This window comes from Bacillus sp. PK6-026, assembly GCF_054161455.1.
Genome location: NZ_CP096418.1, coordinates 319,359 through 344,045, shown reverse-complemented (window position 1 = coordinate 344,045; position 24,687 = coordinate 319,359). Strand labels below are relative to the sequence as shown.

23 protein-coding genes are annotated in these 24,687 nt (G+C 46.3%); 7 read left to right on the top strand and 16 right to left on the bottom strand.

The genetic code is table 11. From position 1 onward, the window contains the following. Positions 1–6: 6 nt before the first annotated feature. The 7 genes from M1D59_RS01850 to M1D59_RS01820 all read right to left on the bottom strand — a co-directional run bounded on the left by M1D59_RS01850 (position 7) and on the right by M1D59_RS01820 (position 5,971). Positions 7–1,611 (bottom strand): YceG family protein, encoded by a 1,605-nt coding sequence (locus M1D59_RS01850; protein WP_212110308.1) that lies wholly within the window; start codon positions 1,609–1,611, stop codon positions 7–9. Between the two features lie 5 nt (positions 1,612–1,616). Next, positions 1,617–1,838 carry a helix-turn-helix domain-containing protein gene (locus tag M1D59_RS01845; protein ID WP_003178729.1) on the bottom strand — a complete coding sequence of 74 codons (222 nt, stop codon included), beginning with the start codon at positions 1,836–1,838 and terminating at the stop codon, positions 1,617–1,619. A 150-nt stretch (positions 1,839–1,988) separates the two neighbouring features. Beyond that, positions 1,989–3,170, bottom strand: coding sequence for an HpcH/HpaI aldolase/citrate lyase family protein (locus tag M1D59_RS01840; protein WP_195536994.1), 1,182 nt, complete (start codon positions 3,168–3,170; stop codon positions 1,989–1,991). A 92-nt stretch (positions 3,171–3,262) separates the two neighbouring features. Beyond that, the gene (locus tag M1D59_RS01835) at positions 3,263–4,036 is read right to left on the bottom strand and encodes a TerC family protein (RefSeq protein WP_020450066.1); all 774 of its coding nucleotides are present in this window, start codon (positions 4,034–4,036) and stop codon (positions 3,263–3,265) included. Positions 4,037–4,101: 65 nt separating this feature from the next. After that, positions 4,102–4,680: a TerD family protein gene (locus M1D59_RS01830; protein WP_020450065.1), complete on the bottom strand. Its 579-nt coding sequence runs from the start codon at positions 4,678–4,680 to the stop codon at positions 4,102–4,104. A gap of 79 nt (positions 4,681–4,759) precedes the next feature. Next, positions 4,760–5,341 carry a TerD family protein gene (locus tag M1D59_RS01825; protein ID WP_020450064.1) on the bottom strand — a complete coding sequence of 194 codons (582 nt, stop codon included), beginning with the start codon at positions 5,339–5,341 and terminating at the stop codon, positions 4,760–4,762. A gap of 27 nt (positions 5,342–5,368) precedes the next feature. Continuing rightward, entirely contained in the window at positions 5,369–5,971 is a 603-nt protein-coding gene (locus M1D59_RS01820) for a TerD family protein (protein WP_245117802.1), read from the bottom strand. Between the two features lie 315 nt (positions 5,972–6,286). Between M1D59_RS01820 and M1D59_RS01815 the strand changes: the two genes are divergently transcribed. Then, positions 6,287–6,850 carry a PadR family transcriptional regulator gene (locus tag M1D59_RS01815; protein WP_025810795.1) on the top strand — a complete coding sequence of 188 codons (564 nt, stop codon included), beginning with the start codon at positions 6,287–6,289 and terminating at the stop codon, positions 6,848–6,850. Continuing rightward, positions 6,843–7,331, top strand: a complete 489-nt coding sequence (locus M1D59_RS01810; RefSeq protein WP_023857802.1) for a DUF4188 domain-containing protein — start codon at positions 6,843–6,845, stop codon at positions 7,329–7,331. The genes M1D59_RS01815 and M1D59_RS01810 overlap by 8 nt, the downstream gene beginning before the upstream one ends. A 44-nt stretch (positions 7,332–7,375) precedes the next feature. Here M1D59_RS01810 and M1D59_RS01805 read toward each other — a convergent pair whose 3' ends face one another. Further along, entirely contained in the window at positions 7,376–9,271 is a 1,896-nt protein-coding gene (locus M1D59_RS01805) for a DUF2207 domain-containing protein (RefSeq protein ID WP_458117739.1), read from the bottom strand. A 113-nt stretch (positions 9,272–9,384) separates the two neighbouring features. Continuing rightward, a complete protein-coding gene (locus M1D59_RS01800; protein ID WP_023857800.1) occupies positions 9,385–9,972 on the bottom strand; it encodes a TetR/AcrR family transcriptional regulator in 588 nt (195 codons plus the stop codon). Between the two features lie 148 nt (positions 9,973–10,120). On the opposite strand from M1D59_RS01800, the gene M1D59_RS01795 reads away from it, so the two are divergent. Together M1D59_RS01795 and M1D59_RS01790 are read left to right on the top strand one after the other, a co-directional pair. Continuing rightward, positions 10,121–11,008, top strand: coding sequence for an ABC transporter ATP-binding protein (locus M1D59_RS01795; protein WP_212110303.1), 888 nt, complete (start codon positions 10,121–10,123; stop codon positions 11,006–11,008). Continuing rightward, complete coding sequence (locus M1D59_RS01790; RefSeq protein WP_195258625.1) at positions 11,005–11,817, top strand: ABC transporter permease subunit; 813 nt, start codon at positions 11,005–11,007, stop codon at positions 11,815–11,817. The genes M1D59_RS01795 and M1D59_RS01790 overlap by 4 nt, the downstream gene beginning before the upstream one ends. Positions 11,818–11,868: 51 nt before the next feature. Here M1D59_RS01790 and M1D59_RS01785 read toward each other — a convergent pair whose 3' ends face one another. Continuing rightward, positions 11,869–13,215: a C40 family peptidase gene (locus M1D59_RS01785; protein ID WP_128823225.1), complete on the bottom strand. Its 1,347-nt coding sequence runs from the start codon at positions 13,213–13,215 to the stop codon at positions 11,869–11,871. Positions 13,216–13,512: 297 nt separating this feature from the next. On the opposite strand from M1D59_RS01785, the gene M1D59_RS01780 reads away from it, so the two are divergent. Continuing rightward, a complete protein-coding gene (locus M1D59_RS01780) occupies positions 13,513–14,505 on the top strand; it encodes an LLM class flavin-dependent oxidoreductase (protein WP_231562562.1) in 993 nt (330 codons plus the stop codon). A gap of 46 nt (positions 14,506–14,551) precedes the next feature. On the opposite strand, the gene M1D59_RS01775 is transcribed toward M1D59_RS01780, so the two are convergent. Next, on the bottom strand, positions 14,552–14,980 hold the full coding sequence (locus M1D59_RS01775; RefSeq protein ID WP_023857795.1) for a cell wall hydrolase: 429 nt from the start codon (positions 14,978–14,980) through the stop codon (positions 14,552–14,554). Between the two features lie 154 nt (positions 14,981–15,134). Here M1D59_RS01775 and M1D59_RS01770 point away from each other — a divergent pair, with 154 nt between their 5' ends. After that, complete coding sequence (locus M1D59_RS01770) at positions 15,135–15,986, top strand: sulfurtransferase (RefSeq protein ID WP_035339249.1); 852 nt, start codon at positions 15,135–15,137, stop codon at positions 15,984–15,986. Positions 15,987–16,039: 53 nt separating this feature from the next. Here the strand turns inward: M1D59_RS01770 and M1D59_RS01765 are convergent, their stop codons facing one another. The 3 genes from M1D59_RS01765 to M1D59_RS01755 all read right to left on the bottom strand — a co-directional run bounded on the left by M1D59_RS01765 (position 16,040) and on the right by M1D59_RS01755 (position 19,285). Continuing rightward, complete coding sequence (locus M1D59_RS01765; protein WP_035337312.1) at positions 16,040–17,437, bottom strand: YcdB/YcdC domain-containing protein; 1,398 nt, start codon at positions 17,435–17,437, stop codon at positions 16,040–16,042. Between the two features lie 86 nt (positions 17,438–17,523). Beyond that, on the bottom strand, positions 17,524–18,354 hold the full coding sequence (locus tag M1D59_RS01760; RefSeq protein ID WP_025810799.1) for a DUF1835 domain-containing protein: 831 nt from the start codon (positions 18,352–18,354) through the stop codon (positions 17,524–17,526). A 157-nt stretch (positions 18,355–18,511) separates the two neighbouring features. Continuing rightward, positions 18,512–19,285 carry a glucose 1-dehydrogenase gene (locus M1D59_RS01755; RefSeq protein ID WP_020450052.1) on the bottom strand — a complete coding sequence of 258 codons (774 nt, stop codon included), beginning with the start codon at positions 19,283–19,285 and terminating at the stop codon, positions 18,512–18,514. A gap of 171 nt (positions 19,286–19,456) precedes the next feature. On the opposite strand from M1D59_RS01755, the gene M1D59_RS01750 reads away from it, so the two are divergent. Beyond that, on the top strand, positions 19,457–20,407 hold the full coding sequence (locus tag M1D59_RS01750; protein WP_195258638.1) for a trypsin-like serine peptidase: 951 nt from the start codon (positions 19,457–19,459) through the stop codon (positions 20,405–20,407). A gap of 58 nt (positions 20,408–20,465) precedes the next feature. On the opposite strand, the gene M1D59_RS01745 is transcribed toward M1D59_RS01750, so the two are convergent. Both M1D59_RS01745 and M1D59_RS01740 read right to left on the bottom strand, forming a co-directional pair. Then, entirely contained in the window at positions 20,466–22,547 is a 2,082-nt protein-coding gene (locus M1D59_RS01745; protein WP_035337317.1) for a glycosyl hydrolase family 18 protein, read from the bottom strand. 90 nt (positions 22,548–22,637) lie between these two features. Further along, positions 22,638–24,434, bottom strand: a complete 1,797-nt coding sequence (locus M1D59_RS01740; protein ID WP_458117738.1) for a glycosyl hydrolase family 18 protein — start codon at positions 24,432–24,434, stop codon at positions 22,638–22,640. Between the last annotated feature and the right edge of the window lie 253 nt (positions 24,435–24,687).

The window sequence follows — 24,687 nt, the reverse complement described above, 5'->3', positions numbered from 1 at the left end:
CCCTCCTTAAAAGATTTTATTGATGAACTTCCGGACGATTGACGGCTCTTTAAATTCCTGGTTGAAGGACATGTCATCAAGCCAATGAGTATCGAAATGCTGTCCATCGATATAGCGGTCAATACACTTATAGCCCGGCGGATTATAGATGATGATATCGATGCCGATTTCATTTAACAAAAGCAAGGCGGCCGCGTCTGAACGGGTGAGTGTTCCCGTCTGTTCAGTGTGGTACAAGATCAGCTTCGGCACTGTCTGTGAATAGTCAAATGTCTGAATCATATTCAAAAGCGCTGCCGGAAGCTGTACCGCCTGGGTAAACAAATACAGCTGCACATCGGCTGATTTTTCATTGTTCAAGGCCAGCATCTTCGGGCTTTTGCACAGCCTGGAAACCGCTTGGGCAATGCCGCGCTGCACTCCCTCAGGCAAATGCTTGTAGCGCCATATATTGCTCTCCATTAATCGGCCCGGATCGATCGCCCCCGTTTGATCAAGCGCATGGCTGTAATGGAATTGATAATTGGACGTCTCTTCCTTTGTAAACGGGAAGCGCCGGATCGTATGCGACTCCTTATACTCCGTCAGCGTCTGCAGACGGTCCCAATACTCTTTTTCATTGCTGGAGACGCCCATGACCATCGCGAATAAGTTCGGAATGTTGACCGTTGATTGAGACGCTTGAAAATCGGGTCTGATAAAGGCGCGTTCCTTCGCAATTAAAAACAGTTCATCATACGTGGTCTTCAAAGTCACGGAGACCGGGGTATGCTCCCTGAACTGCCAAGGTTTGTACATGAGCGAATCCTCATTGTGCAGAACAGTATCCAGCTCCTTCGCGGAACGGTACGCCACCGTTGATTTTCGCTGAGGCTTTTCAGTCGGGAACGGCTCTAATGCAGACGTGCCCGGGTATGTGAAAACAAAAGAAAGCTTTTGCTCAGGATCAAGCTGGCGAAATTCGTCTTTTCCCTCCGGATGAAACAGCAGCACATCACATCCGACAAGCATCAAATAGTATAAAAAATACCGTTGGCTCTTTGTGGTGTCCCCATACCAAACCACTTTCGGCATCGCATTTTCGCAGTCGGCTTCTTTCAGCCACTTCTCCAAATGATTGCCCATCCATTTGACAAGGTCGAGGAGGACCCGGCGAAACTCCGGATCGTTCAATCCTTTTTCATGAAAGGACTGAAACATCTGCAGCACTTCGATAAGCGCCTTCCTTAAATGGCGGTGCATCGCGGCGTCAGGGTGCTTAGGAATGAGCTGCTCCCCGTCGAGAAAAGCGGCAAACCGATTGACGGAAAGCCCTTTTTCTCTCTGATTGACCATATGGATGCGCTGTATGGCCTGAAACCTTTCCGGAGAAATGGTCTTATCAAGCGTCTCGCTTAACACATGCACATCACCGGACTCATACAGCTCATGGAGATATATGTAGTAATCCGTTTCATCGTGCGGCGTTCCGAGAATCCGTCCCGCCAGACGGCTTATCATCAGATGTCCGTTTTTTTCATACGGGGTTCTCTCCGGCAGCGGCTTCTTGATGATCTGCTTCCATTCATCATCATTGACCAGGGCGTTTTGAATATTAATCTCTTGATTCATAGCGCTCAGCCGTCTCCCCTTTCTTCTGAGTCAGTGTCACTTTTCCGTCCAAATACGGCACACATGCCCGCTCTTGTTACGGCATAGGTTGTCCCGAACTTTCGGATTGTTCCTGCAGGAAAATCATGCGCTCTCTTTCGGAGCGTAGACGAATCAATCCCCCACTCTTCACAAGCCTGCTGGGAACTGAGAATCTCGCTGCTCGTGAGATCGACTATTTTCATCATGGCTGTTCATCCTAAACATTCATTTGTTTTCTCCTGAGAATATTCACAATATATGATTGCCGTCTACGGCTCTTATTTTTGAGACCGGAGAGATGGTGCGGCATTTATACAGCAAAGGCGCTTTGCCCATTTCTCAACACCCGGCCCGGCCTAACTTCCGAACGATCCAAGATTTGAAAGCGGTTTGGACGCTCTAAGTATGTCTGTATAGCTGCGGTTTTCATGATATACACCGTAGATTTCAGCCTTTAATAATATTTTTTTGGCCCAGCTGAGGTACGGCTTGATTTCGATCATTTTATTTGAAAAAGAGCTTTTCACAACGCCTCGGGTGCCGTCGGCACTTTCGACGATGCTCAGGGCATCCAGATAATCTTCCATTGATATAACGTGCAGGCTTTGGACCGCTTTTATTTGTGACGGATGAATCACGCTCTTGCCGTGAATGCCGTTGGCCAGATCAAGAAGCGTTTCATTGATCAATCCGTCTATATACCGATTGACCACAAGCGAAGATTCCCCCGCATCAGCCCAATTCGGCCCAAAAGTCTGAACTGTTCGCGAAGCATCTTCAAAGTACTCCCAGACAGGCCCCGAAATCACAAATTGCAAGCCGAAATAATTGACGATATCTTTGATGAAATCAGAGATGACCAAAACGTCATAAATCGGCGTTTCCGGTTTTCTTCTTATCCCATACAGACCGCACAAATCAGTCGCGCCAATCCTAATATTCAGAACGATATCTTGATAAAAGCCCAGCGTTGATTTTAATTCTTGAAGCGCCTTTGCCCTCGTTTCCATTGCCAGCAGGTCGGGTGTCTCAAAGATCGGCATTCCGTACAGCACAATGCCGGATTCTTGCGACAATTTCGTTAAAGTATCAAGATAGTGCTCCGCATTCAGCATCGAAAACTTCGGAAATACGAATCCGGTAAACAAGTGAAGCGCGCGGCCGAGCTTGTTGCCCAATTCGAGCATTTGCTCAGGTTCCCGCACCCGGATAAACATCAGCGGCAGCACATCGCCGCTGATGTTCTGCAGTTTTTGCGCCTGGTAAATCATGTCGGCCTGACTGACAAGATTGTTTTCAGCCTGGAGAACCTCACAATCGCCGATCGAATCTTCAAGGCAAAAAACGACCGAGCACAGCTCAGGATACTTGTTATTGATCATGACATCTGCTATATCTTTTCGGTTCCCCGGAACATAAAGCGCAGCTCCAAGCGCATGCTCCAGAATGTGCTTCGGAGAGTCTTTAGTAACCGAACCCGGCAGTTTGAAAAAGACATCTTCTTTTTGAGAGGCGGATAAAAAATCAAAGTATTGCATATGGGTCACCTTCTTTGAATAAGAATCATACACCCCTTTGATGTAAAAAAGGGCGGAGCAGATATACTCCCCCCTTTATGTTTTGCAGTTTGTTATTCTTCCTTTGACGCCGCCGTTTGCTCTTTCACAGCTTTTTGCTTGTTCATATAGTGAATGATGAATGTCACGGCAAAAGCGATAATCAGAATGATAAAGAAGACGCTGTGCGGCATTTCAATATGCCATACACTCGCAGCCATTTTCAGTGCGATGATCCCGATTAAAACAAAGGCCGTTGCTTCAAGTTCAGGCACTTTGTCAATCAGCGTCAGGAAGAATTTCGCAACGGTTCTCATCATTAAGATGCCGAGCATGCCGCCGATCAGAAGCACCCATACCTTTTCAGATACGGCAAATGCCGCCAGGATGCTGTCCACCGAAAATGCGAGGTCCATGAGTTCTACCGAAATGACAGTCGCCCAGAAGACCCCGAAAACGCGTACCATCCAGCTGTCTTTTTTGATGGCGTTTGATTCATCATCGCCCTCACCGATGAAGAAGTGCTTGATGACGAGCCATGCCAGATATGCGGCTCCGAGCAGTTTGATCCACCAGAATTTAATCAGGATCATACCAAGTCCAATGAATAGAAACCTAAAGAAGTAGGCTCCGATTAAACCGTACGTCAACGCTTTTTTGCGCTGTTTTTCCGGTAGGTGCTTTACCATGACGGCGAGAACGAGAGCGTTATCCGCCGATAAAAGCCCTTCCAGCACGACCAGCGAGCCGATCAGCCCCCAGGAAACGGGGTCCGTTAATACTTCCACCCACATTTCCCAATCGAAAAATGAGGCGTAAACTGACATAATATGATGAAATAAATCCACTTTGGTTACCTCCTAATGATGAAAAAGCAAGACTGAACCACGCAAACGTGATTCAGCCGGCAAAACTAGACTTGCAGGCCGTAGTTGCGGCAAAGCGATGCCAATCCGCCGGAAAATCCGCTGCCGATCGCATTGAATTTCCAATCGGCTCCATGACGGTACAATTCGCAAACAACCACCGCTGTCTCAATCGAAAAATCCTCTCCCAAGTCAAAGCGAAGCAGCTCCTCATTTGTTGATTCATCAACGAGCCGGACAAACGCATTTGAGACTTGTCCAAAGTTTTGGCTGCGGCTTTCCGCCTCGTGAATCGTCACCGTGATGCCGATCTTTTCAACATGGTCGGGTATTTTTGAGAAATCGACGATGATTTGCTCGTCATCGCCTTCACCTTCTCCTGTCCGGTTGTCACCCGTATGAATCACGGCGCCGCTCGGATGCTCGAGGTTGTTGTAAAAGACGAAGTCGCGTTCATTGATGCAACGATCGTTCTGATCGACAAGAAAAGCCGACGCATCCAAATCAAAATCGGCGCCGCCAGTATATTTGTTTGTATCCCAGCCTAAACCGATCAGCGCTTTCGTCAAACCGGGGTTCGTTTTCGTTAAATCGATCCTTTGCCCTTTAGATAATTGAATCGCCATCGATAGGACCTCCTTTAAGAAATGTCAGGGACCGGACAAACGGACGCCAGGGCGGCGACTGCTGTCCGGATCGTCAAAATCAGCCGACCTGCAGGCCGAAATCGGTGGCGATCCTCGCCAGTCCGCCTTGATAGCCTGAGCCGATCGCTGAGAATTTCCATTCTTCTCCGTGACGGTACAGCTCTCCCGTGATCAGCGCTGTTTCAATCGAGAAATCTTCACCCAGATCATAGCGGATTAACTCTTCATTCGAGTCTTCATTGATCACGCGAACATAAGCATTTGACACCTGTCCAAAGTTTTGGCGGCGCGCTTCCGCTTCATGAATCGTAATCACAAAAGAAATCTTTTGAATGTCGGCAGGCACTGCATTCAAATTGATTTTTACCTGCTCATCGTCTCCTTCGCCTTCACCTGTTCGATTATCGCCTGTATGTATGACAGCTCCGCCTGCGCCTTCGGTCTGATTATAGAAAATAAAGTCCTTTTCAGAAGCGCATTTGCCTTCTGCATTGAGCAGAAACACGCTCGCATCCAGGTCAAAATCAGCGCCGCCGTCATATTGATTGACGTCCCAGCCAAGGCCCACGACGACTTTCGACAATCCGGGATTTGTTTTTGTTAAATCGATCTTTTGTCCTTTCGCTAATGAAATTGCCATGTTATCTCCCCATTTCTTTTATGAATGTCAGGCGTAGCGTTTGACGATTTCCGTAATGCTCGTATCGTTTGTGCCTTCTCCGACAGCGGTGAATTTCCACTCGGCGCCGTCACGGTAAATCTCGCCCGCGATCAGGCTTGTCCGTCCAGAATAATCGTCCCGCAGATTGTATTTGACCATCTCCACGCGATCGTTCATATTGACGATGCGTATGAAGGCATTTTCAATCATTCCGAAATGCTGGCTTCGGTTCACGCAATCGTATATATTCACGACAAAGACAAGCTTATGAATATGCGAAGGAACTTTTTGCAAATCTACGATGATTTGTTCATCATCTCCGCTGCCTTCCCCTGTCAGATTATCTCCGGTATGTTCGATGCTGCCGCATCTGCTCTTCAAGTTTCCGAAATAAATGACGTTCTTGTTCTCTGTGACTCTTCCGTTTTCCAGCATCAGCACGGATGCGTCACAGTCAATATTCGGGGCTCCTCCTCCAAACAGCTTTCCAAAAAAACCGCCGCTTCCGGATGCTACCGGGTCCCAGCCGAGACCGACCAAAATCTTCGAAAGCCCCGCTTTCCCTTTTGTTAAATCAATCCGCTGACCTTTCTCTAAAGAAATAGCCAAACTGTTCACTCCTCCGTTGAATCATGACTTTCAAGATCACAGTGCTGGATGAGAATAAGAGTTTGATAGATCCAATTATCACGCCAGCGTGATTCATATCTTCACAACTACAAGACCAATGAATCATTATTTAACCTGCTTAACTATATATACGGAAAGATTCAGGGGAAAGTTTCGCGGTTTTTCAATATTTTTTTATCATCTTTTCATCCTGGCCAAAAGAGAGACGACAATAGTAGCGATTGCACGAAGTCATCGTGTTTGGTATAGTATATCTAAAAGATATATATCAAAAAGATACAGAAGGCGGTATGTATGACAAAAAGAAATCACACGACTTACGCTCTCCTTGGATTGATTACGGCCGGCTACCAGACGGGTTACGAAATGAAACGAATGATCGACCAAAGTTTGAATCATTTTTGGAAAATCAGCTACGGCCAAATTTATCCCGCGCTGCGCCAATTAACAGAAGCAGGCTGGGTCGCTGCATCTCCGACGCTCTCGGACAAAAAGCCGGACAGAAAAGAGTACCTGATTACCGATGAAGGTCAAAAAGCGCTGCATAGCTGGCTTGAAGAACCGATCAATGGCATCGCCTCAGAAAAAAACGAATTTTTGCTGAAGCTGTTTTTCAGCAAGGAAGAAGAGCGGGAGAAAACCGCTTTGAAAGTCAAGGAGTACCAACGAAAGCTTGAAGAACGGCTTGAGGCATATCAAGCAATCGAGCAGTCAATTCTTTCATGCAGCTCCCATTCAAAGGACAGAGAGTACTGGCTTTTCACTTTGGATTATGGAAAACGCACCACCTCGGCCGGAATTGAATGGTGTGAAGCCACAATCAACCGGCTGAATGGAAAGGAAGGGACCAATGGGTAAAACGATCATCAACAAGCCTTTTACTGCCGCCCCTGAAGATGAAGTCGTTGTATTTGTGATCGGGATGAGAATAAACAAGTGGCATGCTGTTCATAAATGGTGGCCGGTTTTTACCGCCATGGCCCCTATGATAAAAGAGCTTCATCAAAACAAAGACCTCGGCTTTCTGGCAACGGAATCATCCATCAATTTCAGGACGATTTTTCTCATTCAATATTGGCGTTCTTTCGAAGATTTGACAGCATATGCAAAGGCTGATAAACATATGGCGGCTTGGCGCCGTTTTTATCAGAAAACTGCCGCATCAGGAGCCGTTGGCATCTATCATGAAACGTATACAGTTCCAAAAGGGCGCTATGAGGCTTTTTACCATAACATGCCGTTGTTCGGCTTGGCAAAAGCGTACGGACATCAACCTGTCACCAGCAGAATCAAAACCGCTGAGCAGCGAATGCGGGGATCAGATATAGCGGGGAAATAAGCAGAAAGGAGCCTTATCGGTTACCCGATAGGCCCCTTTTCTGCTTAAAAAGCTCCTGCCCCGTCGCCTCCGCCCGCTCCGGGACCGCCCGCATCATATGCCCCGGCGTGCTCCTGCGAAGACGGCAGCTGCCAGCTGTAAAACGGATAATGCAAACAGCCTGCTGCGGCCATACCCAGGACAGGGGAAGCGTAATCAAGCCTGTTTGCTGATTGATTAAACCATCCTGCAGATTCATCCTCAACTTCAAGCACAATTGCATAGATCATCGTCTTTTCGTTTTGAGACAGGCTTCTCCCTGAAAACAAATCTTCTTTTCTCAGATGGTTTCTCCAAGAAAGAATCGATCTTCGGCAGATGGAAGCGTACCTGCTCTCTCTTACGGCCGGAATGAAGGCAATCAATAAGATAGACAGCCCGACGCATATGCCGTAATACAAAATGGTATGGATGCTGTCGATAAACACAGATGCTAAAAACAAGCCGGCCAAAAACAAAATCGTATACAGCTTTGATTTTGCAAGAACAATGCCCGCCGACAGTGCAAAGCCAAATATGACGCAAGCCGCCATGAATCCGGCCTGATGCACCACGTCTGCATACAGGATAAAGAGCAGGAGTCCGGTATGGACCGAAAGCAGTGAAAGCGACAGCATTCTCAGCCAGCGGTTTTCTTGAAACAGCTCCTTGAATTCAGGCGCTTGTCTGACACTTTCCGTCCATTTTTGAACCACGTTTTGAAGAATGATCCTCTTTCGTTCATATTTGCCCAGCTGTTCCTTATGCTTGCATTCTTCCTCAGTCGGCCCGCTGAGGGAATCCAGCCTGAACATATAGGTATCGCTGCCCGTTTGCTCAAAAAGTTTTTCAATTAAGAGCTGATCAGGCTTTGGCAAATCCGCCTTGCTCCCGGAAAATTCGAATTGGTATGTGTCATCAGGCGCCTCAGGATCGTCAAGAAACCTTTCTTCCGCCTGTACCTTCCGCATAGTGACCAATCCCCGTTGATAAAGCGAAAGCATGCCGGCCAGGAGATCACGGTCTGTGAAACGGCCTTTTTTGTAAAGAAAAGCGACAAGTACAGGATCTAAGGACTCGAGTTCTGCAAACGAAAGCATGGCACGGCGTCTCTTCTTCAAAAACGAAAGCATGACAGCCATGATGACCATGAACCCGACAATCCCCGAAAATATCCAAATCATCCTGTCTGCGCCGGCAATCCGTTCATCCCGATCGGCGTAGCGTTTCGCCTCGTCTTTCTCCTCCTTCAGCAGCTCATCCTTTGTCTGATAAGAAGGGTGCCGGACCGCCTCTTTCAAGGCGCTCTGCGGAAAATATATCCTCAGTTCCGAGCCCGTGCCTGCGCGATAGAGTCCTGTCTCGTAGATGACTGATGAATCGTTCACCTTCGTAATCTTTCCGTTTCCTTTTTCACGCAAAAACGCATGAATATCACGTGCCTTTACCGAATCAGGCAGATGCACTTCAATCTTTACCCGGCCGAAATCCGTATTTGCCTTTTGGTAAAATGAATGAATCAAAATCGACGTGTCTTCAAACTTTTGGGCGGCATCTTCGATCACATAGCGAAACATCACTTTTTTTGTTTCATCCTTTGATGCCGAATAAGCATAATAAGTCCCGTCTTCTTTCTTTGTCTTCAACGGGATGGCTTGATCGCCTTTTTTTTGATGATTGGGAAGCAGATAGGCTTTAAAATTCTTCAAGCGGCTCGCGGTTTCTTCGCTGAACGATCTTGTCGCCCCTTCGAAAGAGCCTTTAAAATCGTATGTGTAAACTTCCTCTACGCTTAAATTACCGTTTTCTTTTACTGTCGCGCGTATATCAGCCCGCTCGATCGAAAAGGATTTGCCTGCTTCAGAAAAGCCTGTGACGAGAAAAAAGGCAATGAACATAAAAAAGAAAAAGGAGTGCTTCATCGTTTAGTAAATCCTTTCGTTTTTTGTATCTGCCTTATATACGGAAAAGCAAGGAAATTGTTTCAGCGGTTCACAGAAATGACAGAGATGACAATTTTATTATAAAAGCACATCTACGGTCTGCCGCACAAGCCATAAAAGAAAATATGCATCATTTCCTCTGTAAACTGTCTGTTTTTTTCAAAGGCTTCACCCAGAGTTTTTGAATGTTCAATGATCATATTCATAAAGATGAGAAAGCTTTCCGCGGTGATCTTGGGAGAGATTTCGCCTGACCGATGACCTTTTTCAATCATTTGGAGCATAAGGGGAATGATTTTTTCATCGTATTGCCGCTTTACATAATCCATTATTTCACTGTCTTCGATCATCACCTCTTTGACGACCGTTAGAGCAAATTTTTGATTATTGGCTTCCCTTTTCTGCAAAATCATCAATTCGATCTTTTCTTTAACGGAAATATCTTTGTTCATATATTCTTCAAAATCGCTGATGGACTGATCGATATAGTCTTTGAAAACCTCTTTCAGGAGCGCTTCTTTGCTTCCAAAGTAATTATAGATCGTCACCTGCGAAACATTTGCCGCTTTTGCGATATCGGTTATCCGGATGCGCTTTGGCTCCCATGTTTTGAGCATATCCAAAGCCGTCTTTTTGATTTTCTCTTTAATCAGCAAAGCCCTTTTTTCAAATCCGTTCATATAACCATCCTTACATATCTTTCTTAATGAAATTATAACATAAAAATATTTCACTAATTCCGTTGACAAAAAAGTTCATAAGAACGTAAAATTAGTTTTGTAATTATTAATCACTATTATTTCATAATTTTCATTTTGGAGGTGTCACATGCTGACAGTTGAACGTCTTACGAAAAAGTTTTCCAATGGCAAAGGTATATTTGATGTTTCATTTCATGTTCAAAAAGGTGAAGTGTTTGGATTTTTAGGTCCAAACGGAGCTGGAAAATCAACAACCATTCGACATATCATGGGGTTTATGAAGCCTGATCAAGGCGATATCAAAGTAAACGGAATGAACGTCCGGAATCATCAAGGCGACATTCAGCGGCATATCGGCTATCTTCCCGGAGAGATTGCATTTATCGAAGGAATGACGGGAAAACAATTTCTCGATTTCATGGCAAACATGCACGGTTTAAAAGATACAGCTAAGCGCAATGAACTCATCGAACGGCTCCAATTCGATGTTCATACGCCGATCAGAAAAATGTCGAAAGGAATGAAGCAAAAAGTCGGGATTGTCGCTGCCTTTATGCACAGCCCTGAAGTCATCATTCTTGATGAACCGACATCAGGCCTCGATCCGCTGATGCAAAAAGTGTTTATTGAAATCGTGCTCGAAGAAAAAGCGAGAGGAACGACGTTTTTAATGTCTTCCCACAGCTTTCCTGAAATCGAACGAACCTGTGACAGAGCCGCCATTATAAAAGACGGCATCATCATTGCCGTCAAAGATATCCATGAACTGCAGTCGATGCAGCGAAAGGTATTCGAAGTTACATTTGAAAAAAAGGGCGACATTCCCGCCTTCATGAATTCGGGTCTGCAAATCGAATCCCGGACGGACAATCGTGTCAAAGTGGCCGTTTTAGGGAACCATGATCAATTTATTAAAGAAACCGCCAAATATCACATTCGGCACATTGATTCTTCTTCACAAAGCCTGGAAGAGATTTTCATGAACTACTATGACAGAAAGGGGACAGTGAAATGAACTTCTCCCTGTACAAACAAATGATGAGAACAAACATGAAAGGAATCATAAGCTACGGGGTAGGCTCCGCTTTCTATATTCTTTTGATACTGGGCATTTATCCAAGCATCGCGGGCAATGCGGAGGATATTGAGAAAATGATCAAATCGATGCCGGAAGGCTTTCTCAATGCTTTTGGGTTTGAAAACGGACTGGGGAATCTTGAAGATTTTATGTCTGGAGAGTATTACGGTTTAATCTTTATCGTGATTTTGTCGATCTTCTCTGTCATGCTGTCGACTAAGCTTTTGGCAAAGCTCGTGGATCAAGGGTCAATGGCCTATATTCTGTCTGCGCCGACAACGCGCGGCAAAGTGGCTTTCACCCAAGCAGCCGTTTTAACGACAGGTCTTTTGATCATTATGGCCGTGACGACAGCGGCCGGGCTGGCTGGCTACCATTTGATGCTGGGCGGTGATTACGATTTTAATGTGTCAAGGTTTCTCGTTCTGAACTTGCTCGGCTTTCTGCTCTTCTTTGCCGTCGGCGGCATCTCGTTCCTCTTTTCGGCCATTTCAAATGACGAAAAAAGAGCCCTCGGACTTTCCGGAGGCATCACGTTTTTATTCTTCAGCTTCGACTTGCTCGGCAAACTAAGCGAAAAGACGGAATGGATGAGGAGCCTGTCGGTTTTCTCTTTATTCAGACCTGGCGATATTGTAAACGGGAGCGCCGATATCGCTCAAGTGTCTCTTGTTCTTGCCGCGGTCGGTTTTGCCGCCTTCGCACTCAGCATTCTCATCTTTAAAAAGCGCGACTTGCCGCTGTAATATAAAAACGCCGCTCCCGATCAGGAACGGCGTTTGTTTCTGTATGATATTTTATTCAACGACCCGTCTGACAACTCCGCTGAAATGCGCTTTCCAGTACGGGTTGCTCATAGAATCGACGGATACCCCGCGTGAGCTGTTATCGTTCAAGAATGTTCCATTGCCAAGATAAATACCCACGTGGCCATTCGTTTTGTATGTGTCAAAGAAGACCAAGTCTCCACGCTTCATTTCAGACGCGCTCACAGCTCGTCCTTTGCCGACAAGCGTACTTGTTGTCGCACCGAATCCAAGCTCTACACCTGCTGATGCATAAGCCCAGCGCACAAATGATGAGCAGTCGAAACGACGGTTGTCGATATCAGCTTGAGAACGTCCGCCTCCCCATACGTACGGAGATCTGCCGACGATGCTTGAACCTGTGCTGATGGCAGCTTCAATTGCGTTTCCATTGCTGCTGACAACAGAACCGGAAGAGTAGTTTCTTGACGGGCTGCTGCTTTTCTTGCTGCTTGAAGAACCGCTGTTGGACGATCCGTTGGATTTGCTGACTGAACCTGAGTTTGATCCTGAGTCTGACTTTTCAGCCGTAGCAGATTCTTCTTTCGCTTTTGCTGCTGCAGCCACTGCAGCTCTTTCTTCTTTAAGTTTTTGTTCAAGAGCGGCTTCTTCTTTTGTCAGTGAGCCCGCTTCTTTTTTCAGATCGCTCAGCTCTGATTCTGCTGCCGCCTGTTTCGTTTGCAGCTGCTTAGAAAGGTTCGCCTGTTCTTTCAGCTGTTTATCAAGATCCGATTTAAGCGTTTTTAAATCGGCTAAAGTTTTTTGGATTTCATCCAGTTTTGTATTTAAGTCAGACATTGCTTTTTCAAGCTTGTTTTTATCTTTTTCCTGCTCGTCAAGCAGGTCTTTATCCGCGTCAACAATTGTTGAAACAGCCGTTGCACGAGTGATAAAATCTCCGAAGCTTTGTGCGCCCAGAAGGACATTCAGATAGTTTTGGGATCCGCCGTTTTCCTGCAGGCTGCGCACGCGATTTTTAATCACTTTTGAACGCTCTTCAATCCGCTTTTCAGTTTCTTTGATTTCTTTTTTCAGAGCTTCCACTTCTTTTTTGGTTTTTTTGTTTTCTTTTTCTTTGTCTTCGATTTTGTTGCTTGTTTCAAGTGCTTTTTTATCAAGCTCTTGGATTTTGGCTTCAAGCTTTTTCTGCTCGTCTTGCAGCTTGGCGATTTCTTTCCGCTTGCCCTCGATGCCTGAATTCACTTCAGAACGCTTTTGCTGAATTTCTTGTTTTTGCTGAGAGGTTTCTGCCGATGCCGTGTTGTTCATAAAGGGGGTAAATAGACTAGCTGTTCCGAGAATCGACGCTAAACCAAAAGTATAAACCTTTTTTTTCACTTTCTACTCCTCTTTCCTTTATGTATTCTTGTTTTTTCATTATGTAAATTCGCTTGAACATTATTAAAAAATGAATCTTATGACCTATGATTAATATATCCGTTACCGATGTACAGACGTTATTATACCATCTATTTTCGACAATAGGCGTCAATTTATATTACATTTATATTTCGTTTTTGTTTCAGCAGTGTCATGTTTTGACTCATCTTGTTTTAACTCTCGTATTCTCTTCGATTTGACCCTTCCTGCTGTTTTTCATATGCTTGTCTTACTGAAAAGGAAGGCCGGTGACAAATGATGCAGCTCAGTGTTCTTGACCAGGTTCCAATATCAAAAGGCTCAGATGCGTATTCAGCCTTGAAGCATTCTGCAGAGCTGGCGGAGCTCGCGGATCAATGGGGGTACAAAAGGTATTGGTTTGCCGAGCATCACAGCACACGCGGACTTGCCAGTACCGCTCCCGAAATCATGATCGCACACATTGCGGCAAAAACTGCAAACATTCGCGTCGGTTCGGGCGGTGTTCTGCTTCCTCAATACAGTCCCTTTAAAGTGGCTGAAAGCTTTCGGCAGCTTGAAGCCCTTTATCCCGGGAGGATTGACCTGGGGATCGGCCGCTCTCCGGGAGGCACAGCCAAAACGAGGCTGGCGCTGACAGACGGGGTTCATAAAAGCCTGGACGAATTCCCGAGACAGCTTCAAGACTTGTTGGGCTTTTTGACTGATTCCGTCCCTTCCGGACACGATTATTTCGGAATCAAAGCGGCCCCTTTGACGGATTCGCCGCCGGAGGTGTGGCTTTTAGGGCTTGGAGAAAACAGCGCGAAATTGGCTGGTGACATGGGAGCGGGATACGTATTCGGACATTTCATCAATTCCGCAAGAGGGAGGAACGCCTTTCAATTATATCGGGAAAGCTTTCGGCCTTCTCCTTTCTTTAAGCGCCCCCAATCTTTGGCCGCCGTTTTCGTCGTTTGTGCGGAATCCGATGAAAAAGCTGAGGAGCTTTGCTTGAGCCAGGATTTATGGCTTCTAAGAGTTGAAAAAGGATTGGACAGTCTTGTCCCAAGCATTGAGGAGGCAAAATCTTCCGCTTACACCGCTGCCGATAAAAAAAAGCTTGCCCACAACCGCAGCCGTATGGTGATCGGGTCTCCTCGAACGGTCAAAAGAAAACTGCTCGAGCTCTCTGACCGGTATCAAACAGATGAGTTTATGGTTTTGACGAACGTTTACCGGTTTGAAGATAAGAAGCAGTCTTACGAAAGACTTGCAGAGTTATTTTGATCAAAAAACATCCCTTTTCAAAATCCGTTGAAAAGGGATGTTTTTATTAAAACGTATTATAGACATTCTCACACTCTTCCGCTGTCGGCTCATAAAAACAATGCGCTTTAAAGCGGCCGACATGCGGCTGATTATACCACTGTGCGGGACACGCCCCTGCCGGTCTGAAATACCACAAACTGAACTTTGCCGGCCAGAGCCGCTCTCCGTTGATCGCCCTGCGCGCCAAGCGCCTTTCGCTTTCCCGTGCCCTTTGATAGAAATAACCGTGCGTCACGGCTTCAAACGCATGCGGCTGATGGATCATCTGCGGAATGGTGCGAAGTCCCACAAAGTCGGAACAGTTTGCCCTGATGCGGTTGATTCCGACATTTCCGACCATCAGCATTCCTTGCACGCCTTCGCCTTCAGCCTCCGCTCTCAAAAGTCTGGCCAAAAGATTGATATCTTTAGAAGAAGCCTTAACTACTGCCATATTAGTCACCCCCATGATGTCGTCACCTTTATCATATTCTGTTTCATTTAGGTGATGACGATTTCGGGATTTATCTTTGACATTCCCCTTGAAAGAAAGCTATTCTTCTATTATCAGAACCCGAGAAAAAACAAAGGGGAGCGGAGGGATCGGATTGTCAGTATTGAAAAGCCCTGAATGGGTATACAAACGATTAAGGGAAAATCCGGACCAAACGGTTATTGTCGATGTGAGGTTTCATTTGACAAAACCGGACGAAGGCCGGAAAACGTATACGAAAAGCCATGTGCCGAGAGCCGTTTACATTGATTTAAAAGAGGATCTGTCGCGTAATGCGGAAGTGCACGGCGGCAGACATCCGCTTCAAGACCCTGACCGTCTGGCCGCAAAGCTTGGGAAAATCGGCATTGACCGGGAAACAGATGTCATTGTTTATGATGACAGCGGCGGCATGTTTGCAGCGCGCTTTTGGTGGCAGCTTCACTACCTCGGGCATGACAGCGTCTATATTATGGATGGGGGGCTGTCCAACTGGATCAAATCGGGCTATGCGATGACCGCCGAGGTTCCCCGTCCTATCCAGCGCGAGTTTAAGCCGGCGCTCAGAGAAAACGAACTCCTTGATGCCGGAGACGTGCTGAAGCGAATCGGCAGAAAAGGCTCCATCCTGATTGATGCGCGTGATCCTTCCCGATACACAGGGGAAAACGAGCCACTCGATCACCGGGCCGGCCATATTCCCGGAGCCAAAAACTTTTTTTGGAAAGGCAATCTGACCGAAAGCGGATTATGGAAAAGCAAAGAACAACTCAGACAGCACTATGCTGTTTTAGACCCGGACAGTGAAATTGTCGTCTATTGCGGATCGGGCGTATCAGCCTGCCCAAATGTGCTCGGCCTGAAAGAAGCCGGATTTGAAAATGTGAAGCTGTATGCCGGCAGCTGGAGCGATTGGATCAGCTACCCCGACCATCCGATCTCCACTGGGACAGAGGACGACACCTGATCTTACAAGAGACGGCGGCCGGGGGCCTTTGTGCCTTAGCCAGCCGCCGTTTATTACATGTTTTTGCTCATAAACGCCTTTCCGTCATGGGCATCGATAAAGTACGGGTAGACCGGCCGGTAAATAAGCCTGTAGAAGTCATCCTTTTCCCGACTGTAATCCCTTTCCCATTGCAGCTTCACATCAAATGCCGCTGCAAAAACCGCTTTCGCTTCTTCCTCTGAAATAGATGGCGAAGGACTCAGATCGGCCAGCGCTTCCGGCTCGATTTCCGGACCGTTATAACCGACGACCCTGCCGGTTGTCCGACTGATACTGATATTGGCAGAGCCAAGCCTTAACGGCACCTCTTTGTATTGAAGATCAAATTGAAAAAAAGCGTTTTGCCTGTCCCCGTCATTTTCCGCCGGATGCATTCGAAAAAGCTGATCTGCGCCGGGATAAAGCTTGTACAAAAATTGCAGCGCCCGTTTCAAGCAGTCTTCCACGCTCAAGGAAAGGTGTCCTTCTGATTTGATGAAAGAAGCTACCCCTTTGAGCTTCCCTGACTTTTTATCTTTCATGATTTTCAACGTATTTTTGTTCCATGTTTCGAAATAGCCGGCTATACTCCGGTCTCTCGGCTCAGGTTCGTTTCCCAGGCGCCATACCGTTCCAATTGACTCTCCCATATCGGTTTCACGGATTTTCCGCATCGAAGGAGTATAGCCGATCATGTCATCGATATCAGCATGACGGTCAGCCTCAGGCAGCAAAGGGAGCGGCAATGTTTCCTCCTCTTCCTCTTCATCCGCCGCAGGCTTCATATGGCATTTTCCCGTGATATCGGCAGGATAGCTGAAAAACGGCAAGTCTGCTTCGTAAATGAGATGCGGGCGATCATCTCCCCCTTCATAAAGCTCACTGCGGACTTTTTCGACCGCCAATTCGAATTGAATATGTTTAAGATAATCGGCTGTCACCGATTCCTTATCAGCGATCTGCTTTGGAATGGAGAAAGAGCTTGTTCCACCGTTATAGCGAAACTCCATCACCTCTCCGTTCTTGGCGACCTTGACGTAAAAGCCTGTTTGCGGCAGCGGAAGATCAAGGACAGTCTGAACATACGTAAAACGGACGAATTGTTCTGTTTCCTTCTTTTCATGGTAAACAAATTCATGAGACGCACTCGGGTAATGCTGTTCTGTAAACTGAAGGGCGATTTTCAGCAGCCTTTCCTCTGGAAGAGATTCCTCGACCGCCGGTTCATACTCTTTTGTCAAACTGATTAAGCGGCCGTGATGATCTAACTCTACCGATATGTCCTGATCCGGCTCTTCAATATCCTGCCAGACGAAAAAAACCGGCCTCTCTTTTTCGTCCTTTTCTCCGTAATCTTCGATCATGAGCTGATAATGTGAGGGAACCTTACTGATGGACTGCGCTTTTTGTTTTAACTGTTCACGAACCAAATCCTGTCTACCTCTCTTTCATTTTCGTCTCCTTATGTATACGAAATATACCATTAATCGTTTCATGAAAATTGAGATAATTGGATTTAAATGGTGAACTTAAATGGCGATTTTAACCTTATGCTAAAATATCTCATTCCTTTTGGTACGCCTTCCATCTCAAAAATGCCTTTGCGGATCAGCTCTAAAATGCGGTACTCGATGAATTCATCTCCGATGTTCTCCTTCAGATGGCCAATGACTTCGCCGATCAGGCGGGGACAGTTGATAAAGGTATTGGTTGAACGGTTTTTTTGAAGCTGTGCGAGCTTGCCGATGATGAACGAATCATAAAAGTCTTCTTTCACGCTTTTAATTCTGCCGTCTTCCCATACTCGCAACACGCTTGTCTGCTGAGACAGCGCTGTCCATTCCTCCGCAAGGCCCCGTCTTTCAGCGGCTGTCAAAGCCGACTGATCCCCTTGTTCATAAATGAATCTCAGTTTTTCATCATTCAATTCACCAGAACTTCGGGTATAGGGAAAGTACTTCGACGTATTCAGATGGAAAACAGCCAGGTTCATTTGCCGAAGGATATGATGTACAAATCTCAGGCCCGTTTGTTCGTGTGCATGATCGCCCGTCCACATAAAGACGGAGGCTTGCTCCTGAATACGGCTTAATGCAGAAACCGCATCTTCAAAACGGCTGTATATCTCTCCAAGCTCGTGAAATCGGTCATTGAGATATGTTTTCAACCATTCATAACGATTGACCCTGCCTTCTTTAATTTCCAGGTTTTGAAGCGGCCCGATGGAAAATAATTCAGGAATGACGATCAGACTCTTTTCCTGGGTTCCTCCCGACTGTTTGAGCATCATGTTGATACTGCCGCCGGCAGATTCGCCGAAGGCAATGTGAACGACATTGTTTTGCATTATAATCTCCTTGTTAGTTAAGTTGTAATAGCATTAAAGCTATTAAACTCATCTTTTTAACTATTATATACAAAAACAGGATATAAAAGGTGACGCAATAAAAAACCCCCATTCCGCCATTCGAAAAAGGCAGAACGGGAGCTGAAAAATGCACTTGCTATTCCAGCTGTGACGGGTAAAGCGTCATACCGCCGTCAACGAACAAAGTCGCGCCCGTTACATAGGCGGCTTCTTTCGACACAAGCCATGCCGCTGCGGAAGCCACTTGTTCAGGCTCGCCAAATTCGTTCATCGGTATCTTTTTCAGCTGTGCCGACTTGTGGCTTCCCTCCAAGTCTTCATTGCTTTCGGTTGCGATCGTTCCCGGCGCGATCGAATTGACGCGGATTCCTTTGTCCGCATAATCAAGGGCAAGCGTTTCTGTCAAAAGCTTCATTCCGCCTTTTGAAGCGGAGTAATGAACATTTTTCGGCCTCGGAATTTGCTGATGAACGCTTGATATATTGAGTATGCTCCCTTTCATGTGGCGGTCCGCCATATATCTTAAGGCTTCCCGTGCGCCGAGAAACGTACCGGTTAAATTAACGTCGATCACTTTCTGCCATTCACCAAGTTCAAGTTCGTGCGGGAGGGCTTCTGCGCCGTTAAATCCTGAATTATTGACCATGACATCAAGTGAGCCGAAATGTTCAACTGCTGATTTAATCAGCTTTTTTATATCCTCTTCAGAAGACACGTCAGCTTCTACCGCAAGGGCGTTTCCGCCCGCTGCTTGAATATTGTCGACGGCTTCCCGTGCGCCTCCGGGATCGCTGTGATAATTGACAACCACATTCATCTTTTCTTTTCCAAACCGTTCTGCAACCGCCTTGCCTATACCTTTTGAAGAACCGGTCACAATTGCTGTTTTTCCTTTTAAATCACTGTACAACTTAAACCCCCCTCAATTTCTTTTCTTCATGTACATTACCCGGTATCAATATGATCAAACAAAATGTTAATACATGCCTCTAGTATGATCTTTTTTAAACATATGGAAAATTCAGAATTATTTTGTTAATATCTAACTTGAACTTACAACAAAATAAGGAAGTGATACGATTTGGTTAGTAAAAAGAGTGTTAAACGAGGTTTGATCACAGGTCTCATTGGTATTTCTATTTATTCTTTAGGTATCCACCCGGCCCAAGCCGCACCATCGCCTCATTCTCCTGTTTCAAGCGATCCTTCATACAAAGCGGAAACATCGGTTACCTATGATCCAAACATGAAAAACGATCAATACGGCTCGTATTCAAAGGCATTTACAGGCACCGGCAAAGTGAATGAAACAAAGGAAAAAACGGCAAAAGAGTCCTCCGCCAAAGCTCCTTACAGCATTAAATCGGTGATTGGTTCTGATGATCGGACAAGGGTGACCAACACAAGCGCATATCCGTACAGAGCGATCGTTCATATTTCAAGCAGCATCGGTTCGTGCACCGGATGGATGATCGGTCCGAAAACCGTCGCAACAGCCGGACATTGCATCTATGACACATCAAGCGGTTCATTTGCCGGGACAGCTACTGTTTCGCCGGGACGGAACGGGACAAGCTACCCTTACGGCTCTGTTAAATCGACGCGCTACTTTATTCCGTCAGGATGGAGAAGCGGTAACACCAATTACGATTACGGTGCAATCGAACTAAGCGAACCAATCGGCAATACTGTCGGATACTTCGGATACTCGTACACCACTTCATCACTTGTCGGGACAACTGTTACTATCAGCGGTTATCCAGGCGATAAAACAACAGGCACACAATGGCAGCATTCAGGACCGATTGCCATCTCCGAAACGTATAAATTGCAGTATGCAATGGACACGTACGGAGGCCAGAGCGGTTCACCGGTATTCGAACAAAGCAGTTCAAGAACGAACTGCAGCGGTCCATGCTCGCTTGCCGTCCACACAAATGGAGTATACGGCGGCTCTTCGTACAACAGAGGCACCCGGATTACAAAAGAAGTGTTTGACAATTTGAGCAACTGGAAAAACAGCGCCCAATAACACACGAAGACAGCCCGCTTCCTTTTGGAACGGGCTGTTATATCTAACGGCTGCACACTTACTTCACATTAAGCCTGTACTTTTTTCCATCTATTGATATCGTGAAATTTGAAGGGCCGCTGATCGGCAAATAATAAACAAGCTGAAACTCCGCCGCCTCACCAGGTTTAATCGTTTTCCAGCTTGATAGAGTCACTCCGATGCGGTGGAAATCTCCCGTCAGTCCGCCAATGTTCGGTCCCGTATGCCCTTTAGCAATCACTTCAACTTGATCGCCGCTCCAGCTTCCAAACCGAGGGGAAGTGGATGTCGGCACATCAAATTCGATAACAGAACCTCCCGTAATCGTGACATCGCTGTTATTGATCAGCTTCATTACCGGGTGGATCGGGTAATTTTGATCTCCTAATGGAAAGTTCGTCAGCTCTATGTCTACATCCAATGATTCATCAGGAAAAGGCGATGTGCTGAGCCGGTTATCGTATGGTGTTGTATCCGAGAATTTGTGATACAGCGTGCTCGTTAAAGTATTGCCAATATCGTATTCTCCTTTATTGCCGTTTCGTTCGGGATACCAGTCATAATCACCGCTCAAATCCCAAAACATGACACCCCCGATTCCTTTATCAACGACATAATCCGCCTTCGTTTTGATCGATTCCTCATCCTCTGTCGATAGAAACACTTTCTTTTCTGGATTCCAAAGCCAAGGCGCTGCCAGCCCCGCGTCATAATGCCTTTGATAAGCGCCTGTCAAATCAGCCTTGCTCAATCCATACCTTTCCAGATAAGAACCGGCAATGCCCTTTTCAAGGTTTTTGGCGTGCCACATCGGGTTTGCCCCTGCTCCAATTTCATTCCCCTGCTCATCTTTATCGTGCCAAATATTATCGATTCCGGTTGCTCCGTCACCGCATTGCCTGAGTCCCTGAGGACAATCTGCGCTTTTGGATGTTCCCCACAGCCCGTTTACTCCGCCGTTCACATTCTTCCAGCCTCTCGTATAATAAGGAACACCGATATTGATTCGCCCCGATTCCATAGCTCCTCTAAAATAATGGTAAGCCCAGTCCGTATTTAAATATCCGATCCCTTCGTATTCCGGCGTAGTATATATGTTGGAATGCTTGAGTTCGGCATCTTCGCCGTTATCGAATAAAGAAGCGTTCGGTCCGACAAACTCATTCCAGGCTCCATGAAGATCATAGGACATGATATTGACATAATCGACATATCGAAGCGGCTTAAACGTTTCCATCCCTCTCAGTAAATATGCCGATGATGGCGCTGCAATGGTCAGCATGTAGTACTTTCCATCTTCAGCGGACGCTTGATCAAGCTTTTCTCTTAATATTTTCATCAATGCCTCAAAGCTTTTATTTAACCCGTTGCGCCGCGGATTGGCGATGTTCCAATCTGCAGGATTCCCTGCATCCTGCATTGATGTAGGGTACTCATAGTCAATATCGATTCCATCGATCTCGTATTTTCTGAGAAACGCAACGACCGACTCCGCAAAGGTGTGAATACCCTTGTGGTTTACAGATCCGTCTCCATTCGTTGTCATCGAATAAAAGCCGCCGCTTGGAATCCGCTTCCCGTCCCTGTCAACATAACCGCCGGTTTCGGCCCAACCGCCGACAGCCGCCAAAACTTTTACATTCGGGTATTTCTCTTTATATTGATGGATAAGGTTAAAATGCCCCTTATACGGCAAGGTTTGATCCATTTTTACATCGGAATGCTCCGGCCAGGTCATCCCGATGGACGGGTTGTTCTCATCTGTCTCATCTCCGACTGAAATCCGATGATCTTCCCCGATGTGGGCAAACGCATAATTAATGTGGCTCAAGTACTTCCAGGGGATATCATTTACTAAATAACGATCTTGATTGCCTTTTCCAGTACGCCAGCTTGTAAAGTACCCGATGATTCTCCGGTCTAACTGATTGGCAAGCTTTTCACGGCCGTCCCGGTCGTATACATCGCAGTACGGCACATGTTCAACGCCTGAGTCCCAAAGCCCTTCCGGACGGCAGTCCGGTTGTTCATTTGAAGTCTCTGCAGAAATGTGCCGGTTCGGGATAAAAAGCGCAAGGAGCAGCACACAGGATAAAATAGATGAAGCGGCTATCTTCATGTTTATTCAGACTCCTTTGTCCATAAAGAGAGACGTGAGAAGCTTTTTCCCAAATCTCTCTTTATCGTTTTCTATCCATTTGACTTTCTGTTATTCGCAGCCTCCGACCAGCCGCCATACGCCCCATTCACCGGATTGATCCGGCCGGTCGCCTTTCGTCCACCATTTCGCTTCATACACTTTTCCGTTAAATGCAACCCGCTCTCCGCCCGTGTATGCGTTCGTCTCTTTCCATTCGTCATATGAACATGCCTGGTCAGAATTCGTCGTGACCTTTACTGTTGGTCCGGTATGGAGCTCTCCATCGGCATCCTTTGCTGAAACTGTAAATGAGTAGGCCGTACCCGGCTTCAAGTTGCCGATTTCCGCTGATGTTTCTTTTACAGATATCGACCGGCTTTCAAATGACACGACATATTCCGTAATGTTTGTTCCGCTGCTCGGCGCATCCCACGCCAGGCTGACACTTGTAGCAGTTTTTCCGGTTACACGCACATTCACAGGTGCCGATGAAGGCGGCTCCGGATTGCCTCCGTCCGGTGCAAAATCTAAATCGGCTGCCAATTTATTGAGAAGCGTCCGATTGGAATCGCCGCTGAAATCCCAGAACATCGCTCCGCTTAATCCGTTTGCTTTAATAAAATCCGTTTTGTGGCCGAATGATTGTTCATCATCATAAGTGATGAAATTGCCATTTTCCGCGTTATACAAAAACGGCACTTTCGCTTGATCGTTCCAATACCTTTTATAGCCGTTTTGATTTACATAGTTCTTTTCAAGATCTGAAAAGTCGAATACTCCATTTTCCCACGTCCCTTCTTTCGCCGGTCCGCACTTCTGATATTCTCCGTGGCCGCCGGATTCACAACCGCTCCAGCCCCTTCCGTAGAACGGTGTTCCAAGCACTAATTTGTCCCCTTTGACACCGGCTTCCTTATAGCGTTTCACAGTGTTTTCAATGTTGTAGGTCTCAGCATTTGGAACGCCTGCTTCTTTTGCTTTTGGATCATAGAACAGCGGCGCATTATGGGCGCTTATGCTTTGCCATCCGCCATTAAAGTCATAGGTCATGATGTTAATCCAATCCACGGTTTGAGCAATTTTATCAAGCTCAGTGTTGCTCACATACTCCGGACTCGCGCCGGATGCGATCGTCAGCAAGTATTCCTTGCCGTCCTTTGCTTCTGCAGCATCAAGTTTTTTACGCACCTCTTGCAGGAGCAGCGTGTAATTTCTTTTATCTTCCGGCCGTGTGCTATTCCCCGGCAATCCTCCGCTGACCGGGTATTCCCAGTCAAGATCGACCCCGTCAAACCCGTATTTCCTTAAAAATTCAACGGCCGAAGCGGCGAAATTCCCCCTTGCCCCAGGATCTGCCGCGACATCTGAAAAGCGGTTAGACCAAGTCCATCCGCCGATCGATATGAACGTTTTCAAATGAGGGTGGCTCTTTTTCAGCTTCAGCAATTGTTTAAAGTTGCCGCGGATCGGTTCATCCCAGACATCCCCGGGATTTGACTTTTGTGCGTCAATCCAGGGATCGCCCATTACGATTGTTCCATTTGGCGCGTCGATCACTCCTTTTTCATCCTGACATGACCATGTTTGGGGATTGGGGCCTGTCGGATCGGGGTTCCCGTGCCTTCCTTCCCAGCAAATATCAGCAAAAGCATAATTAATGTGGCTGACTTTTGAAACGTCCATATCCCAAACTTGAAAATTCCTTCCGTAAGCACCCCATGATGGATAGTAGCCGATGATTTTATAGTTTTTTCCGGAATCGGCCTTTGCAACTTCCCCATTTACAAATGACAAGCTCAGCAACATGACAAAAATGAAAGAAAAAACGAAAAACTTTTTGCTTTTGTTGACCAACACGATGTTCATCTCCTTTTCATCCAATTTTTTTGACAAACCATGAAACTAGAAATCTCCTATTCCTCACCGCCTTTTTTGTTTGTTTTATATTTTCCTTGTCATCTAATAGCTGCAGCTGCACAGAAGCCAACAAGGGAAAACGCTTACATAAATGAGATTGACATCATGATTTCATTAAAATTTCGGGTGTGTTCGTTTGGTAAAGCTGGTTGTGCTGAGGGTGAAACACGTATAGATGTCTATACATTTGCGTATAAAAGAA